The 16,387-nt window shown below is 38.9% G+C and carries 17 protein-coding genes; 11 read left to right on the top strand and 6 right to left on the bottom strand.

Annotation, left to right across the window (positions count from 1 at the left end):
• The first annotated feature begins 339 nt into the window (after positions 1–339).
• The 3 genes from WIW52_RS08905 to cobA are packed head-to-tail and all read left to right on the top strand — an operon-like array spanning position 340 to position 1,948.
• The gene (locus WIW52_RS08905; RefSeq protein ID WP_337700348.1) at positions 340–582 is read left to right on the top strand and encodes a hypothetical protein; all 243 of its coding nucleotides are present in this window, start codon (positions 340–342) and stop codon (positions 580–582) included.
• A gap of 50 nt (positions 583–632) precedes the next feature.
• Complete coding sequence (locus WIW52_RS08900; protein ID WP_337709988.1) at positions 633–1,220, top strand: DUF1404 family protein; 588 nt, start codon at positions 633–635, stop codon at positions 1,218–1,220.
• Positions 1,217–1,948, top strand: a complete 732-nt coding sequence (cobA, locus tag WIW52_RS08895) for a uroporphyrinogen-III C-methyltransferase (protein ID WP_337709987.1) — start codon at positions 1,217–1,219, stop codon at positions 1,946–1,948. Before WIW52_RS08900 ends, cobA begins: the two co-directional genes overlap by 4 nt.
• 14 nt (positions 1,949–1,962) lie before the next feature.
• Here cobA and WIW52_RS08890 read toward each other — a convergent pair whose 3' ends face one another.
• Positions 1,963–2,949, bottom strand: coding sequence for a zinc ribbon domain-containing protein (locus WIW52_RS08890; protein ID WP_337709985.1), 987 nt, complete (start codon positions 2,947–2,949; stop codon positions 1,963–1,965).
• 156 nt (positions 2,950–3,105) lie between these two features.
• Here WIW52_RS08890 and WIW52_RS08885 point away from each other — a divergent pair, with 156 nt between their 5' ends.
• Positions 3,106–3,627 carry a hypothetical protein gene (locus tag WIW52_RS08885; RefSeq protein WP_337709984.1) on the top strand — a complete coding sequence of 174 codons (522 nt, stop codon included), beginning with the start codon at positions 3,106–3,108 and terminating at the stop codon, positions 3,625–3,627.
• A gap of 14 nt (positions 3,628–3,641) precedes the next feature.
• Here WIW52_RS08885 and WIW52_RS08880 read toward each other — a convergent pair whose 3' ends face one another.
• Complete coding sequence (locus WIW52_RS08880) at positions 3,642–4,070, bottom strand: NUDIX hydrolase (RefSeq protein WP_337709983.1); 429 nt, start codon at positions 4,068–4,070, stop codon at positions 3,642–3,644.
• A gap of 60 nt (positions 4,071–4,130) precedes the next feature.
• On the opposite strand from WIW52_RS08880, the gene WIW52_RS08875 reads away from it, so the two are divergent.
• Together WIW52_RS08875 and WIW52_RS08870 are read left to right on the top strand one after the other, a co-directional pair.
• Positions 4,131–5,408, top strand: coding sequence for a hypothetical protein (locus tag WIW52_RS08875; RefSeq protein WP_337709982.1), 1,278 nt, complete (start codon positions 4,131–4,133; stop codon positions 5,406–5,408).
• A 122-nt stretch (positions 5,409–5,530) separates the two neighbouring features.
• Positions 5,531–6,799, top strand: a complete 1,269-nt coding sequence (locus WIW52_RS08870) for a Glu/Leu/Phe/Val family dehydrogenase (RefSeq protein WP_337709981.1) — start codon at positions 5,531–5,533, stop codon at positions 6,797–6,799.
• A 36-nt stretch (positions 6,800–6,835) separates the two neighbouring features.
• Here the strand turns inward: WIW52_RS08870 and cysS are convergent, their stop codons facing one another.
• From cysS to WIW52_RS08855, 3 genes are read right to left on the bottom strand one after another with little or no spacing between them, the layout of a single operon-like run.
• Positions 6,836–8,239, bottom strand: a complete 1,404-nt coding sequence (cysS, locus tag WIW52_RS08865) for a cysteine--tRNA ligase (RefSeq protein WP_337709980.1) — start codon at positions 8,237–8,239, stop codon at positions 6,836–6,838.
• Complete coding sequence (locus tag WIW52_RS08860) at positions 8,236–9,162, bottom strand: bifunctional phosphoglucose/phosphomannose isomerase (protein WP_337709977.1); 927 nt, start codon at positions 9,160–9,162, stop codon at positions 8,236–8,238. The genes cysS and WIW52_RS08860 overlap by 4 nt, the downstream gene beginning before the upstream one ends.
• On the bottom strand, positions 9,155–9,595 hold the full coding sequence (locus WIW52_RS08855; protein WP_337709975.1) for a hypothetical protein: 441 nt from the start codon (positions 9,593–9,595) through the stop codon (positions 9,155–9,157). The genes WIW52_RS08860 and WIW52_RS08855 overlap by 8 nt, the downstream gene beginning before the upstream one ends.
• Positions 9,596–9,649: 54 nt before the next feature.
• Between WIW52_RS08855 and WIW52_RS08850 the strand changes: the two genes are divergently transcribed.
• The 5 genes from WIW52_RS08850 (at position 9,650) to WIW52_RS08830 (ending at position 15,249) form a co-directional block, all read left to right on the top strand.
• Positions 9,650–10,966 (top strand): FAD-dependent oxidoreductase, encoded by a 1,317-nt coding sequence (locus tag WIW52_RS08850; RefSeq protein ID WP_337709973.1) that lies wholly within the window; start codon positions 9,650–9,652, stop codon positions 10,964–10,966.
• A gap of 65 nt (positions 10,967–11,031) precedes the next feature.
• Positions 11,032–12,120 carry a DNA double-strand break repair nuclease NurA gene (locus tag WIW52_RS08845; RefSeq protein WP_337709971.1) on the top strand — a complete coding sequence of 363 codons (1,089 nt, stop codon included), beginning with the start codon at positions 11,032–11,034 and terminating at the stop codon, positions 12,118–12,120.
• A complete protein-coding gene (locus WIW52_RS08840) occupies positions 12,113–13,933 on the top strand; it encodes an ATP-binding protein (protein WP_337709969.1) in 1,821 nt (606 codons plus the stop codon). Before WIW52_RS08845 ends, WIW52_RS08840 begins: the two co-directional genes overlap by 8 nt.
• A gap of 1 nt (position 13,934) precedes the next feature.
• On the top strand, positions 13,935–14,327 hold the full coding sequence (locus WIW52_RS08835; RefSeq protein WP_337700321.1) for a hypothetical protein: 393 nt from the start codon (positions 13,935–13,937) through the stop codon (positions 14,325–14,327).
• Positions 14,305–15,249: an acyl-CoA thioesterase gene (locus tag WIW52_RS08830; protein ID WP_337709967.1), complete on the top strand. Its 945-nt coding sequence runs from the start codon at positions 14,305–14,307 to the stop codon at positions 15,247–15,249. The genes WIW52_RS08835 and WIW52_RS08830 overlap by 23 nt, the downstream gene beginning before the upstream one ends.
• Here the strand turns inward: WIW52_RS08830 and WIW52_RS08825 are convergent.
• Positions 15,218–16,327, bottom strand: a complete 1,110-nt coding sequence (locus WIW52_RS08825) for an MFS transporter (RefSeq protein ID WP_337709965.1) — start codon at positions 16,325–16,327, stop codon at positions 15,218–15,220. The genes WIW52_RS08830 and WIW52_RS08825 overlap by 32 nt on opposite strands.
• Positions 16,328–16,387: the final 60 nt, after the last annotated feature.

Below are 16,387 nucleotides of genomic sequence, written 5' to 3'. Positions count from 1 at the left end.
GAAAACTACGGTATAGCTTACTACTCAGCTTTAAAATTAAACGAAATTTTCTGCGAGACAGCAAACTACGAGAGATTCGAACTATTTCTTCATTCTCCTATATTCTCTACAAGAGGTAGGCAAATAGTACTCTTGAATTGCGGAGGTGAAAGAGAGAGAAGACTCAAACAACTCATAGACTTTACCTACATCTACTTAACTGAGTGTACTGATGCTTTTTGTAACGCACTTACTGTCATTCTTGCGATAATTGAAAAGATGAAAAGGGAAAACTGGAATGGAATTTGTTTTATGGATGATAAAAAGATCCTAAATATTAGTTCAGAGATGATATACTAGATGGCAAAGACTTTAGATCTAAGGCAAAGCGATACTAAGTGTGGTTCTAGTTCTCCTGCTCTTACCATAATGAGGTTTTGGCTTTCGGAGGGTGGTAATCAAGAAGTAGAGATAATTGCTGTTAAAGGTGTTCAGGCAGACCAGGTGGAAATGTGGGCTGAAGCCATGAAAGATAAGGGAGTTAAAATCCTTTCAAAACAAGACGAAGGAGATAAAGTGATATATAAAGTATATCTACCATAAATCCTAATAATGAATTTTAGGTTGGAGGACAAAATATATTATGATACGAAATGGATTATTTGAGATTCTCAAAATATCTTTCAATATCGATACTGATAGTCTCGCTGTTAATATACATTATCGGAGATCCTATTGAGAAATTATTAGCTTATCAAGGTCCCGTGATAGGTGGAGGTATATTAGGATGGTATGTCCTGAACTCAGTTAGTAGAGATAAAATAATTGAAGAAGAGAACGGTGATAGAGCCCCGGTTACAGCTATTCTCTTGAGGAAATACGCTCTATTGGGGGTAATTATAGGTATATTAATGATTATCCCTTGGTTAGCACCTACGCTGTTCGTATTAGAGGAAACAGTTCAACCTCTTTACATTCTCTCTTTTACGAGCATGGCAATAGGAGGTTTCCTTATCGGATATGTAATCTCGTCTTTTAAATTCATAGAAAAGGTTATACTTTATTCCTTAGGTTTTGTAGGAGACATTTTATATTTCTTTGTGATTTATGTAGCATCGCAATTATTCGGGGTCCCTCAACTAGAAGTAGTGAATTACGTCCTACTAATGGTTTACGGCGTAAAGTTCCCTGAAGGTGCAATATTCGGCTTTTATATCATTAAAAGAGTAAACGCCATATGAACGGCATAGTTTACATAGTCGGTGCAGGACCTGGAGACCCTGAATTAATTACGGTCAAAGCATTGAAAATCTTAAAGATTGCAGATGTAATAATATACGATAGATTAGTTCCACAAGAGTTATTAGAAGGTCTGAACGCGGAATTAATATACGTCGGGAAAGGGTTAGGAGACGCAAAACTTCAAGATTATATAAACGAGTTGTTGGTTCGAAAAGCTAAAGAGGGAAAAAAAGTCGTAAGGTTGAAAGGCGGAGATCCATTTGTCTTTGGACGAGGAGAGGAGGAATGTATCTATGTCTTAAGGCACGGAATAAAATGTGAGATAGTACCTGGAGTAACAAGCGCGATAGCTGTTCCTACATATGCAAGAATCCCAGTCACCAGCAGACTAGTGGAAAGTTCTTCAGGTTTCACGGTAATTACGGGGACGACAAAAGACGGCGGATTAATTTCAGAGGAATATATACCAAGAAAAGGGACCATAATTATACTTATGGGTATTCACGTAATAGACGAGTTAACTAAAGTGTTAATGAAGGTCAGAAGCGGAAAAGAGAAAGTTGCTGTAATTGAAAAAGGTACAACTAAACAGCAAAGAGTTTTTACTGGTACATTAAATGAGCTGTCAAAAATTATAAAAAGGGAAGGAGTAAAGTCACCTGCTGTCATAGTTATCGGTGAGACAGTATCACTGATGGATTTACTTACTCTTAAAAAGGAGATGTGAAAATTCTGTCGTTACTACTGTAAGGGAGAGCCACAGTTACTACAGAATTTGGCTCCAGGTGAATTTACGTAACCACATTTAGGACATTTTATTGGAGTTAACGATGCACCACAGTTAGGACAGAACTTCGCGTTAGAATCTACTTCAGCACCACATTTCCAACACTTTGTAACTACTTTTTGTAGCTGGACTTGTGAGGCTGACGTAGAAGGTTGAATCACTGATGATGAGGTGCTTGATGGTTGGTTCACCGCGGACGCGCTGACGGATTGCTGAGATGTAGGAGATTGAGTTGGTTTGGGAGGATTTTGTTGATAAGGAGGTTGTGGTGGTTGCTGAGGATAAGGCTGAGGATTTTGCTGATAAGGAGGTTGTTGATAAGGGGGCTGAGGGGGTGCTGAAGACTGAGCCATCATAATAGCCATCATAATAGTATTCATGATCTGGTCTTCTTGCATTAAGTCCTTTACTAAATTGTAGGCGTCTACAGCTGTAAGCCCACCACCAGCTAAAGTCAGTAGAGAGTTATGCAAAGTCGTATCCGAAACTGTTGCGACTCCCGCACTTCCTATTAAAGGTATTAAATCTTGCAATAGGTTAGTCATACCCGTTTCTACCATAATCATGTTAGGGCCTTCGCAAATTCTAATTGTGTATGCTTTATTCGAGTCGGTGATCATCCCTAAGAAGCTAGAGTGTTGTGCTTGAATGACAGCCATATACTGCCCTACCATTGGAAAAACTTGAAAACCCTGCCCCATTAAGTACATTACAACTTGTTGAACAACCGGTTGTAAATCAATAGGTCTCTGTATAGGTATCATCTGTTGCTTACCGCCTAACCCTATGGGCTGCATGCACATCATCATATTGAACATAGCATTGGATTGAGGATTTCCACCGTATGGATAGCCAGAAGGTTGAGGATAACTAGATGGGTACCCAGTAGGCGGATAACCGCCCGAACCATAAGGAGGATAGCCTGGAGGAGGATAGCTCATTGTAATTATTATATCTAATATAAATATAAACATTTAGGAAACGTACTTATAACATCTCGTTTCTTACTAGAAAGGGGAATTTGTCTCACCAACTCTTAAATAATTTGAACTATATGGGTTCTTAGGCTAAGAAAAATGCCTCTAAGCTTTCTCATTATGGGTTTGGTCATAACTCTTGCTGTAACTCACTCATTAGAGCCTGACCACATAGTTACCATGAGGATGATGAACAGTCCTAAGGATTATCTAGCTTTTGGTGCTTCTCACGGTGTTGGTTTCGCAATAATTGCCATACCGTTAATCTTACTTTTTAATCATTTCCAGTTTTACGGAATACTAGCCGGTGATATAATAGCTATTGTCTTTGCAATTGTCCTAATATACGGAGAGCTCATAGGAAAGGAATTTGAAATATCACCCAAAGGCTCGGGAGTCCTGCAGGGAGCATTTGCAATAACTCCTTCAAAGGTAGTTGTGGCTGTACTAGCTTCAGAGACTACACTTCTGATAGGAATTGTTTATGTAGCATTATTTATACTAGTATCAACGATTGCAATGTTTGTTGTGGGTGTCTCGTTACACTACGTTCCAGAAAAGCTCGAGAGGGTCATTAATATAGGAATTGCCCTTGTTACTATCGCCTATGTAATCTATACAACGATAAACGGAGAATTGTAGAAGATAAAAAGTCCTCATTTTTCTCGCTCTACAATCCACAACGGGGTCTTCTCCCCCTTTAAATACTTCTCTATCATTTCTAATGTAGTTGGACTTATAGAAATTTTTTTCATTTCGTCTATAGAGAAAAACCTTGTATCCTCAGCATCAGAACCAGCCTTTACCTCACCGTTAGTGATTTCACAAACGAAGTCCAATATCACATAATGGAACCCCTCCTTAATAATTTCCACGATAGCCATCAATTCTTTGGGTCTCACTTCTACAGATATTTCTTCCCTCATCTCTCTTTTCAACGCTCCCTCAATTAACTCGCCAAAATTTACCTTACCTCCTGGAACAGCCCAAGAGCCTTGATTAGGTGGGTGTTTCCTCTTTACTAGTAATACTTTCCTATCTGAGTCAAATATCACGCATCCGACAGCTATCTTAGGCAAATTCATAGAGATTAAAAGTTCTTTCTTGGATAAAAGTTAATATATACTGTATACTCGTGTAATGTGATGAAAGGTTATTTAGTACTTCTACTCGCGTTAATTCTTCTTGCCCCCATAGCTATCATAAGCATTGCTACTACAGCTGAACCTTACCAAACAGTCCAAATTCCTTCATTAACAATATATAAAGACTTGACTTATCATGTAGTAGCTCAAAAGACTCTGAACAAAACCAATGTTACTACAATTTTTAGTGTTAATTACGAAATCACGTCGATAGAGAATACTACTTTATCTGTAAGTGTGAGCGGTAATTTCACTAAGAATATGAGCTATGTGATTGGTGGTTCAGGTAGCTTTAGCGTTAATATATTTAGCGAATTGTTCTCCCTTCATTACCCTTTCATTCCACCTTTCTTAGAATTTAACAACACATACGGACTCAACACCACTGAAGGGAGATGGGATCTCCAGTTTTTGGGGCCCAAAAACGTTACTATAATGAATAAGAATGTGACAGCGTCAGCGTATATAGTCTATTTCAACCAGACTTATTCACAATATTACATAATTTTGAAAAACGGTCTTATTGCGAATACAAGTTATTCAAGTGAAAACGGTTCGCAAATCACAATGTGGCTAGTGTCCTACTCTAATCCCGTTAATATAACGTTTAATGCTCCTTCTCTAAAAGGAATCGGGAAACCTTACCTTTATATTCAATACGTTAACAACTTTGAAACTGACAGCTTAACGCCTGAATACTATTTAGAGGTATATTATCCCTATCAAGTTGGTGACTACTTAGTCCAGATAAACTACTTACTATATCCTCAGCAAGGAAGTTTGGTAGTTCCGGCCAACTTAGGAAACATACCTCAGCCAATTAACTTCGTCGCCGTTTTTGCACCATACTATAAGGAGCAACTGACTTTCGTAAATAATGTAGGTAATAGTACAATAATATGGAAGGGAGTGAACTTAACGCTCATAAACACTACTTATATCAAAACCATTAATGGTACAGACGTAAAAGCCTATCTGTATAAATATTATCAAAATTCTTCAGTTCCGCAAGGATCAATAATACTTTACGTCTACTTCTCTAGCGATGGAACGTTATTACGACAAAGCGTATACTCCGTAGGTCTCAAGAACATTACAGTAATGTTCAGTTTAGTATCGAATCAATACGTAAGTTTAGATTCTCAATATCCCACTCTAACTAAGCCCTTATATACTACATTACCGTATGAGCCTGTAAACCTGCCAACCGCTATACTAATCACCGTGATTATATCGGTAGTTATTTCAGCGTTAATAGTTGTGTTAAGACAAAGATAAAGTATTAATCATTTTTAAAACCAAATGATTTATCACTTATGTTTTACATTAATAATCAAAAGCTTATATGCCTCTATTGCAAAGAAATATATTTTCTAATAGAGAAAGAATCATGAAGTGTTATGACAGAAGCTGTTCAAACCACTCTTACTTCTAACCTTTATGACCAACAAGTAAAAAAGCTATATAGAGTAGGCGAAATTTTAGGACTTCCACAAGATGTTTTAGAAACATTATCTCAACCAGAGAGGGTTATTCAAGTCAAGATAGAGATCAAGGGAAAGAACGGCAAAGTTAAGACTTTTATAGGTTGGAGATCCCAGCACAATAGTGCGTTAGGTCCATATAAAGGAGGAATCAGATACCATCCTAACGTGACTCAGGATGAAGTTATCGCATTATCGATGATGATGACATGGAAGAACTCCCTTCTCTTATTACCTTACGGTGGAGGAAAAGGAGGAATAAGGGTCGATCCAGGTAAACTTTCATTAGAAGAATTGGAAATGTTATCTAGAAGATATATTGATACTTTGTATAAGTATATCGGTAGTGACATAGATATCCCAGCCCCAGATGTTAATACAAATCCTCAAACAATGGCGTGGTTCATAGATGAATACATAAAAATAACTGGAAAAGCTGACTATGCTACCTTTACTGGTAAGCCCGTGGAGTTAGGAGGACTGGCGACCAGAAACTACAGTACTGGATTAGGTGTAGCAACCGTGGCTAAAGAAGCTGCATCAAAGTTTATAGGTGGTATAGAAGGTGCAAGAGTAATAATACAAGGATTCGGAAATGTCGGTAGTTTTACTGCTAAATTCCTGCAAGACATGGGAGCTAAAATTATAGGAGTAAGTGACTCTAAGGGAGGGGTAATAGACCCTAACGGAATTGATATTAATAAAATCATAGAAACCAAGGAGAAGACTGGCTCTGTAATCAACTATCCTACTGGGAAAAAGGTAACAAACGATGAGCTTCTTACTTCAGAGTGTGACATCCTAATACCTGCTGCACTGGAAAACGTAATTCATAAATTCAATGCTGATAAAATAAAGGCTAAAATGATAGTTGAAGGTGCTAACGGACCTCTGACAGCTGATGCGGATCTAGTTATGAAAAATAGAGGAATACCAGTAGTCCCCGATATTTTAGCTAACGCAGGAGGAGTAGTAGGTAGTTACGTGGAATGGGCAAACAACAAGATGGGAGAAATTATGGAAGAAGAAGAGGCTAAAAGACTCATAGTATCTAGAATGGAAAAAGCGTTTAACAGTGTTTATGGCATGTATAACAAACTCGGAGACCAAGACCTCAGAATGGCTGCAATGGCCTTAGCTGTTGAAAGAGTAGTAAATGCTATGAAGGTAAGAGGAATGATTTAGATAATAAGGTAATGACGTAGCAACTTTAAATTCTTTTTATTCGAACCTCCACGTGGTCTTATCTTTCGAATCCAATAATTTTATCCCAGCTTTACTTAATACATCTCTGATCTGGTCGCTAAGATCATACATCTTCTTTGCCCTGAGTATATTCCTGACCTCGACCACAGCGTCAATAACCTTGTTCAAATTGTCGTAAGCTAGATTAAACTCTTCATCCATAACACCATAAACATAGTTAAACTGCCTAAACGCGTCTAAGGCCAACATAGCCCCCATGAAATCTTCTGAGGTTTGTAACTCGTTAAACACTATGGTAGCTATTTCATGGATATAAGATAGTGCTGTTGCGGTATCAAAGTCTTCGCTAAGAGCTTCGTGGAACTTTTGTATAAGGCTGATGATTTTTCTCTGGGATTTAACTTGCTCGTCATCGGAGTAATACTTTGGTCCATCCTTTATGATCCCCCTTAATACACTCATTGCGTCTTTTAACCTCCTCAGGGATGTGGATGCCTGGGAAAGTGAGTCCTCACTAAAATCTATTGTGTTCCTGTACTTGGCTGTCAAAAACCAATACCTGAGAGTATTAGTTCCCCATTTCTTGATTGCCTCGTTCAAGGGAATAATGTTCTTTAAAGACTTACTCATCTTCTCCTTATTGATGGTGAGGTAAGACACATGAACCCAATACTTTACCCATGTTTTGCCCAATAATGCTTCAGATTGTGCCCTCTCGTTTTCATGGTGGGGGAAAACTAGATCTACCCCACCACCATGAATATCGAACTGCTCTCCCAAATACCTCGTAGACATTGTAGAGCACTCTATGTGCCATCCCGGTCTACCCTTCCCCCATGGAGACTCCCAATAAGGCTCACCGGGTTTCCAAGCTTTCCACACAGCGAAGTCGTACGGGTGTCTCTTCTCTTTCACGAATTCTTCTCCCTGATTCCACTCCTCCTTTTTCGTCCCCGATAAAAGACCGTAACTGGGAAAAGTATCAACATCGAAATACACGCTACCACTGGGAGCTACGTATGCATGACCCTTATCAATAAGCCCTTGGATGAACTCGATTATCTCCTTAATATGAGTTGAAACCCTAGGATGTTGATCTATTTCTACTTTAAGCTGACTCATAGCGTCAATATAGTCCTTTAGGTAAAAGTCTACTATTTCAGTCCAATCTTTACCCGTGTCATGAGCTCTCTTAATTATCTTATCGTCAATGTCAGTTATGTTTTGGACTCTTATTACGTTATACCCCCTTAGCTTTAAGTATCTTACCATCGCATCGAAAGCTACAAAAGTCCTACCGTGACCTATATGAACGTAGTCATAAACTGTGGGACCACATACGTACATCTTAACTGTATTCGGTTCTACTGTTTGAAGTTCCTCTAGTTTTTTTCCCATAGTGTTGAAAATCTTAATCATGATAACTCCCTTTCAAATGCCTTATATGTTATCTCCCTTATTTTAGGAATTAACCTTAACTCCTCCGGCTTTAATCCCATAAGTTCTGCCAATTTCACCGATGTAAAACCAGCTAATAGAAACATACTTGAGATAATTTTTAAAGGTGAAGAATAAAGCGGTCTTATAATAATTGCATTGATTAGCTCAGCCGTCTTCTCGTCAATTATATCTGAAGGGAAAACTACTGGCTGAAACTGAAATGGATAGTTCTCAGAATAAAGTTCTATTTCATTATGGTTCGCTTCGGGTAGTTGAGAGAAGAAAGCTGGATATTTCGCGTTCTCATTTACCTCTTGCTTAAACCTTTCAGCTATCGGTAGTAAATCAGAAGCGTAAAACACTGGGATCTTACCTTTAATTTTTGAAGCAAGGTCAGTTGCAATCTCTTTTACCTTGGCTTGACTCTCCGTAACTCCCTCTAAAAGCTCCCTTTCTTTATACCCCACACCTAAAGTGTTGTTTATTAGTTTAATAAGATAAGTGAAAATGTAAGGGAATACGAACCTGGTCTGAAGACCTTTAGGAAGGATTAAAAAAGGATATCCTTTTGCTTTCGCATATTCTAACATTTTTCCTCCGCTAGTTATAATCACTAACTTTCTTACTCCTTGTCTTTCTGCCTCCTTCAATGCAACGAGTGTCTCCGTAGTATTTCCGGAATAGCTCACAGCAAAGACTGTAGTCTTCTCGTCTACTTTTACCTTATATCCCCTAAATACCTCGTAAGGGACAGGTAAGGGAAGAAGTTTTAGTACTTCTCCAGGGATTCCGCTTCCTCCTATACCGAAATAGGCTAACTTTTCGGAGTTTCCTAATTCAGGAACCTGACTGTTTAGTGCATCGGAGAAAAAGTCAGCCCATCTCTCATAAACGTTATTCACTTTTTACCACCATACTAAGATTTATTGATGGTGGGTTTGCAGTTATAGAGGCATTTATACTTTCGACTCCTATCTTCTTAAGATTTGGTCTCAGTTCTAAAATTCCTGAGGATATTACTAAGGAAGCTAATGAGATATACTCTTCTATGTAAGGGGATACCTTACTCTCTGTTGTTAATAACGAGATGTTAGCCGGCTGAAATATGTAAATAAATATTATGTTGATCCTTTGGGTTAAAAGTATAAAACTAGCAAGGGCTTCGTCCCATTTCTGTGAAGATATAGAATCCTCAAACTTCTTTAGCAAGTCCCTTTGTTTCTTCGTTTCAGCCTTTAGGAATTTAACTACCTCGTTCTCGTTAAATGACAAGGATGTTGCACTTAATTCATCTAACTTCTTAATCAAATTATCGAAGAGTAGAGCTTTCTCCATAAATGATATTACAAGCTACAGTATAAAAAGGTCTTTCTTCATTTGATAGATAATATGGAGAAATTAGTCGTAATAGGTGGCGGAGCAGCTGGGATGAGTGCTTCAAGTAGGGCTAGAAGATTAAAGCCACAAATAGAGATAGAAGTCTTCGAAGCTACGAAAATGGTAAGCCATGCCCCTTGCGGAATTCCTTATTTCGTTGAAGGATTATTTGATGACGAGAACTTGTTTATGACGTACACCCCCCAGTTTTTTATTGAAAACAGGAGAATCAACGTGAGAATCAATACAAGAGTGACAGAGATAGACCTGAGTTCCAGAGTCGTGTATGCCGAAGGAAAAGACGGTAAGATGAAAAGTGAATACGATTATTTAGTTATAAGCACTGGGTCTAAGCCGAAAGGGCTGCCGAGTGAAGGGAACGACAGAGTGTTCTATATTCACCACCCGGCCGAAGCTGTGAGCTTAAGGCAAAAGCTGTGGTCTCTTAACACTATCGCAATAATAGGGGGAGGAATATTGGGTGTCGAAGCTGCAGAGGCTTTAACACAGAGGGATAAAAAAATACTCCTCATACATCGTGGCGAGTATTTGTTAAATAAGAGTCTAGACCAAGAGTTAGGAAAACTCATCACGGAAAGAATTTCAAGGGACGTTGAGTTGAGACTTGGAGAGGGAGTTACTGAGATCAAACAAGGCGGAAGATTGATTATTACAGATAAGGGAAAATACGAGGTGGACGGTACTATCATAGCAATAGGAGTAGAACCTAACGTAGATCTGGTAAAAGGCAAAATCCAACTTGGAACAACAGGGGCAATAAAAGTAGACGAGTACATGAGAACGAATTATAGAGAAGTTTACTCTGCAGGTGATAACACAGAAAGCGTTAACATAGTAACGGGAAGGCCTTACTGGGTTCCTTTTGCTCCGGTTGCTAACAAGATGGGTTACGTAGCTGGTAGTAATATTGGGGGAGAGCCGATGAAATTCCCCGGTGTCGTTAACACACAAATTACGAAGTACAAGGAGTATTACATAGGTAGGGTAGGACTTCAGGAAGAAGAAGCTAAAAAGTACGGGTTTCACCCAGTTTCTGCTACAATAACCGGAAAGACAAGAGCTAGGTATTATCCCGGTGCAAAAGACATTCATGTGAAAGTCATAGCCGACGAGGAAACTAAGAGGATTCTAGGGGCTCAAATCGTGGGCGAAGAAGAAGTGCTAGGGAGAATCGACATGATGGCAGCTGCAATCATGAAAGGGTTTACCATCGAAGATACGTTCTTCATAGAAATGGGTTACCTACCGGCAATATCAAGAGTATGGGATCCAGTCATCGTAGCAATAAGGAAGATAATGAAAGATTGAGAAGAGGTAATACCCATGGGTAATACGCCATATTTAAATATTTCGTCAATTAAGTTAATCAAAGCATGAGTAATACTTATGAACTTACTGTAATACTCGACGAGGTAATACAAAAATACATTAGGGAGTACTTTAATGTATATAGCGTAAACCCCTCCTTAGTTGAGGGCCCAGCTACTTTAGCTTCTAATGATATCCTGACAGAGATAACACCTAGGAAATTAAACGGAGAAGTCTTTGCTGTTGACAGCAGTAGCAGAAGTTTAACTTCCGCAGGAGGAGTAATCAGCATAGTAACACTCGGGGTTTCTTCGTTATCCAAACCCTTATACGGCGCTTACCCTGGACTCTTCGGAATAAGTAACCTCGATTTAAACAAGCCTTTTATAGCCCTTGCGTCTTCTTCTTTCTCCAAGGGTATAAACGCATATTTATATTCATCAAAATACGTAACTACTGTCTCCCTTGACGGAACACCCTTTCAGTCAACAACTGAGCCAGAGAGAGTAGAAACAGAGTTGAGAGCGATCCTTGAAACTGAAGCTTTGAAGAAGTTGAAAAACAAAGGATTAATTATCGTAGATGGACCTCTTTTTCCCTCTTATACGTTCCTACCGGAAAAAGTTAAAAAAAATATTATAAAAGAACGTGTTAAAGTCTTAGATCAAAACTACATAGGAGTAGTGAAGAGGCTCGATAAATCCGACTTGTTGGTTAAATCCTTGTCCTCCAAAGCCAAGGAAATATCAGTGAAATATAAGGTTGATCCTAGAGGGTTCATCTCAGATGAGGCTTTCTTATTTCAACTTGTAAGGTTTAACTACACTCCTCCCTATCCTACATTAAGTGTAGGTCCTCTAATTAAGGAGGTAACTGAAGGAGTTAAAATATACGTAAATTATTTAATTTACCCGATACACAAATACGTTCCTAAGTTCTCTTTTTTGAGAATTGAGTCATTCACTAGAGATGCGGTAGAGGGAATCTCGTCACTAAAATTTACACTAGACGGTATACCCATCGTCTTAGCATTAGCCGACAAAACAGCAAAAGAACTTTCTTCGGGAATATTACGTTACATAGCATTCTCACTTGAACGTATGGGACTACAAGAGAGCTTCAGAGGAAAGTTCGAGGTGCTAAACGTTGTCTGAGGACATTTCCAACACTATCAAAGACAAGATAGAAAAGGCTAAAGCCCTAGCTATAACCCTAGGAGTCATAGTCGGAAGAGTAGCGAGAAGTATCCCGAATAAAGTTGATGAAGAGAATTACATTACTAATGTAATAATAGACGCCCCGACTTATTATAAATACCCATTCCTCGGCAAAATGGGGGTGTTATTAGGTGCTGTTGACATTAAGTCCTTGTATTTCGTATTACTTAGGGTCGTTGGTTATGAGAGGAGCGATGTTTCGTCCCTGCTTTTTTCAGAATCTCCAATAATCTCGTCGAATGATACTGGTGAAGAAGAGCCTGGCTCACTGATCTCAAACGTAGTTGTAAAGTGCGAAATGTTAACCAAGGTAAACGTATTAGAATCTACAGAACCTGAGGCTGCAGACATAGTAATAGAACCTCAATCCCCCGTCATAATCCCTCAACCAGAAATAATAGAAAGATCTCTGGACACTAACAGAGGTCTATTGAAACTCGGCTACTTAGATAACCCGTCTAGTCAAGTCAAAGTAGCAATAAGCTTAGACGATCTAAATTATCACATGCTACTTTTGGGAACTACCGGAGCTGGGAAAACCTCATTTGTTAAGGACTTAATAGCCGGGATTTACAAGGCTGCCGATGATACTAGAGCGTTAATATTCGATGCTACCGGTGATTATTACCACATTTTTCTTCCTCCAGATAGAACAACTAAGACTGTGAAACAGAGCGTGAGCATGTTCGAGTCACTCTACTCACGAATGACTGGTATAGACCTCGGGATAATTTACCCTGTAACAAAAAGGTGGTTGAAAAAATACACTAACGGTAAAAAAGACCTCTTATCTATCACCACGGCCTACTATAAGTTGTATGTGGAACCCATAGTGAGATACTTAGAGAGAAAAGGATATACGTTCTACGTTTCTGTAGATAAGGGGAGAATAGTAATATCAAATAGCGAGTGGAAAGCTGAGACCGAGATCTATCCTTTTTATTTCAGGTTTAAGGAAGCTAGGCGTATACTACCTAGGCTTAATCCATACTTCTCAGAACAAGCAATGCAGTTCCTTAAGATCTTGATGAAGAGGGAAGGAAGAAAGTACGAATCACTCTCAGACCTCATTGAAGGTTTCGAAAAAGAGGATCTTGAACATATAAGCATTCATAAGAGCACGAAGGAAAACATCTTGAGGGGGCTTTACCTACTTAAGGAGACTGGCCTTTTCGATGTAGGTGCCGAGAGGGTGCCCTTATCGAACATCCTCCTAAACAATAGTAAGAAAATTCTAGTATTTGACTTATATAATAGCGAAATAGACGATTTCTCTCAGAAAATTCTTACTTACTACATGCTCGACAAGATATTTGATGTCAGAGAAAAACAAATGAAAAGCGGCCTCTTGAAGGATAGAATAATACTCATCGTTGATGAGGCTCATAAGTTCTTCCCTTCCGTAAAGGGAGGAGAAGAAGACTCAAACTACGTCAGGAGGGTAGCTGGAAAAATAGCAATGATGATGAGACTAGGGAGGAGGAGAAAGATAGGGTTTATATTTTCAACACATAATCCTGCGGATTTATCTGATATTATTGTCCAATTGGCAAACACAAAAGTTATATTCAGGATAAAAGCTGAAGTAGCTGAGGCAATGGGATTATCAAGAAGTGAAGCTAAGACTCTTAGCTGGGAGAAAAACGGGGTAGCCTATTTAATCTCCCCTTGGCTTAGGGAGGGAAAGGTGAAGATAAAAGTCCCAGTTCCACCACCACTTGGGCATTACGACTTGTCAAAGGCGACGTGAGATGGGAGAGCTGGAATTAGTCATAAAGAAAATGAAAACTAAAGGAGACAAAGAATCTGTTATAGAATTCCTTAAAACTCTGATGAAATTAATACCACCAACGGACGATATCGGGATTTCTTTGGCCAGAAAAGGGACTCACGAGTATATCTTAGATAGAAAAGGGCTTGCTATAATAAGCTTATCCGAAGACGAGTATCTACCCTTCTTCTCAGCATCTGAAAAGAGAGTTGAACTGGAGAGCTTACCTGATGATGTTGCTAAAAATATAAAGAATAATTGGAGGAACATACTAGATCAGCTAAGAGACTATGTGTTAGATTACAGTAAAATTGATAAGAAGTATTTGAAAGTAGTAGATGAGATAACAGATGCAGTTTTTAAAAATCTCTGACACCAAAGTAACGGCTATTAAAGTCATTCATTACGAAAACACAAATTACATGGGCAGATTACACGGGGGTGATATGCTGAACTTTCTCGTCGACATAGGGATGTTATCGGCGATGAAAGTAGCTAAAGGATTAGCCGTACTGGCTTCTCTCGACGATGTCATCTTTAAGAAACCTATCCTCTTAGGCGACATAATAACAGTTGAAGCTGAAACGGATTATGTAGGGAATACATCAATGGAAGTAAGTATGAGAGCGGTAAAGGGGGACGAAACGTTAGTGGAAGCTACTGGAGTTTACGTTAAAGTGGACGACCTACTCAGACCAACAGTTGTTGATAAGAAAATACAACCTGATAATGAGGAAGAGAAGAAAAAGTACGAAATTGCATTGGAGAGAAGGAAAAACAGAAAAGTTGACACGTCTTCAAGGTATAACGTGAGCGACCCAACAGAGGGACTGACTTATAGACTTGTATCAACAATCTACGTGACCCCGGATATGACTTATAACGGTAAGATAATATCCGCCGGAAAGATGCTTAAAGTAATGGACGACTTGGGCGGAGCCTTAGGTCTAAACTACATAGGTTATGAGGGGTACGGAAAGGGTGATACAGTAGTCACTGTTTCTGCTAATAGTATGAGTTTTTACACTCCAGTCAGATTGGGAGACATTCTGGAAATGAGGGCTGGGATTAGTTACGTGGGAAACACCTCCCTCGAGACTACTATAAACGTGATTAGGGTGGACCCCGAAAACATGAGTAAAGAACACGTAACTACCGCCTACTTTAACTACGTCAGGATAGACAACTCTGGAAAACCGGTAAAGCTGAAACCCCATACGCCACAAAACGATAAGGAAAAAAGGATCTTCGAAGAGGCTTTACTCAGGCGGAAGAAGCTACTTTCACACTATTGACGTAATCATAAAACATAAAGAAAGAGATTACAAAACCGAAGAAAGATATGAAATATGCTTGTGAAATAGAATGAGGGTTTACGATGGCTGAAAGTATACTACCAGCAGCACTAGCTAAGTTTTCCCCTGCGTTAAACAATCCTATTATAGCACCTCTGTTTTTACTTAAGTTCTTGAACATAAGTGAGAAGAAAGCTGTACTGTAAAGAGGGTAGCTAGAACCAAATACTAGAAACACTGGCATTATCCCGTAGGATAAGTTTATAGAGAAAAACACTAAGAATCCCAGCACTAGAACTATCGATGACCTTAATGATATCACTGAGAAAGCATAATACAACTCGTTATCCTTTACCATCTGAGGTGATCTGTAATAAACGTACTCGTCCACAATGTACAATGCAGTATATGAGAGAAAGTAAGTCCAAGAAGGTACTTTATAGATCGTAAGGAGAGGAATGAACATAACGTAGAAAATCTCAGCAGAAAGATTGAACATGGAGAATGATATTAAGGGCTTTAGCAGTATCTTAAACTCTCTTATTCTCTCGTTTTTATCCTCCCTTATTTCACCCTTATAACGCGGGATGACTATCGCATTTATCGCAGTACCAAGTGCAAATAAGACTAAGGGAATTTCGAAATGAGGTAAAACCGCACCAAGGATACTACCTGCTATATTCCCAACTAATGATAGTTGGGAAAGTCTAGAATTGCCTACAACAATCATTTCAGGCGTTAGTTGCTCTAAGAGAATAATTGAGTATAAAGGAGAATCAAGTGCCGAGAAAAACCCTACTAAAGAGTAGCCTAGGAGGCCGAATGGTGTCCTAAATATTATAAATGAAATCAACAAACCGCTTAGTGGAAGTAATATAGTGTAAAAGTATCTCTCCTTACTCTTGTCTAAAAGAAGTCCCCATACATAGGAACCTGCTGCAACAGCTAAGTTATTCAGTGTAATACTAAGACCGAGTAAAGCTGTCGAATGTGTCTCGTCATATAAAGAGATAGGGTAAAGAAGGGAGAGCATTGTAAGCCCAGCAACAATAAATGCCTGACCTATGAATAACTTCACGATATTTTTAGCTAGGAGTGATAAACCTAAAAGATGTAGGGCTTAATTTCATTATCCTTT

It is taken from the genome of Stygiolobus sp. RP850M, assembly GCF_037389295.1.
Taxonomy (GTDB): domain Archaea; phylum Thermoproteota; class Thermoprotei_A; order Sulfolobales; family Sulfolobaceae; genus Stygiolobus.
This window is presented reverse-complemented; position numbering and strand designations above follow the sequence as displayed.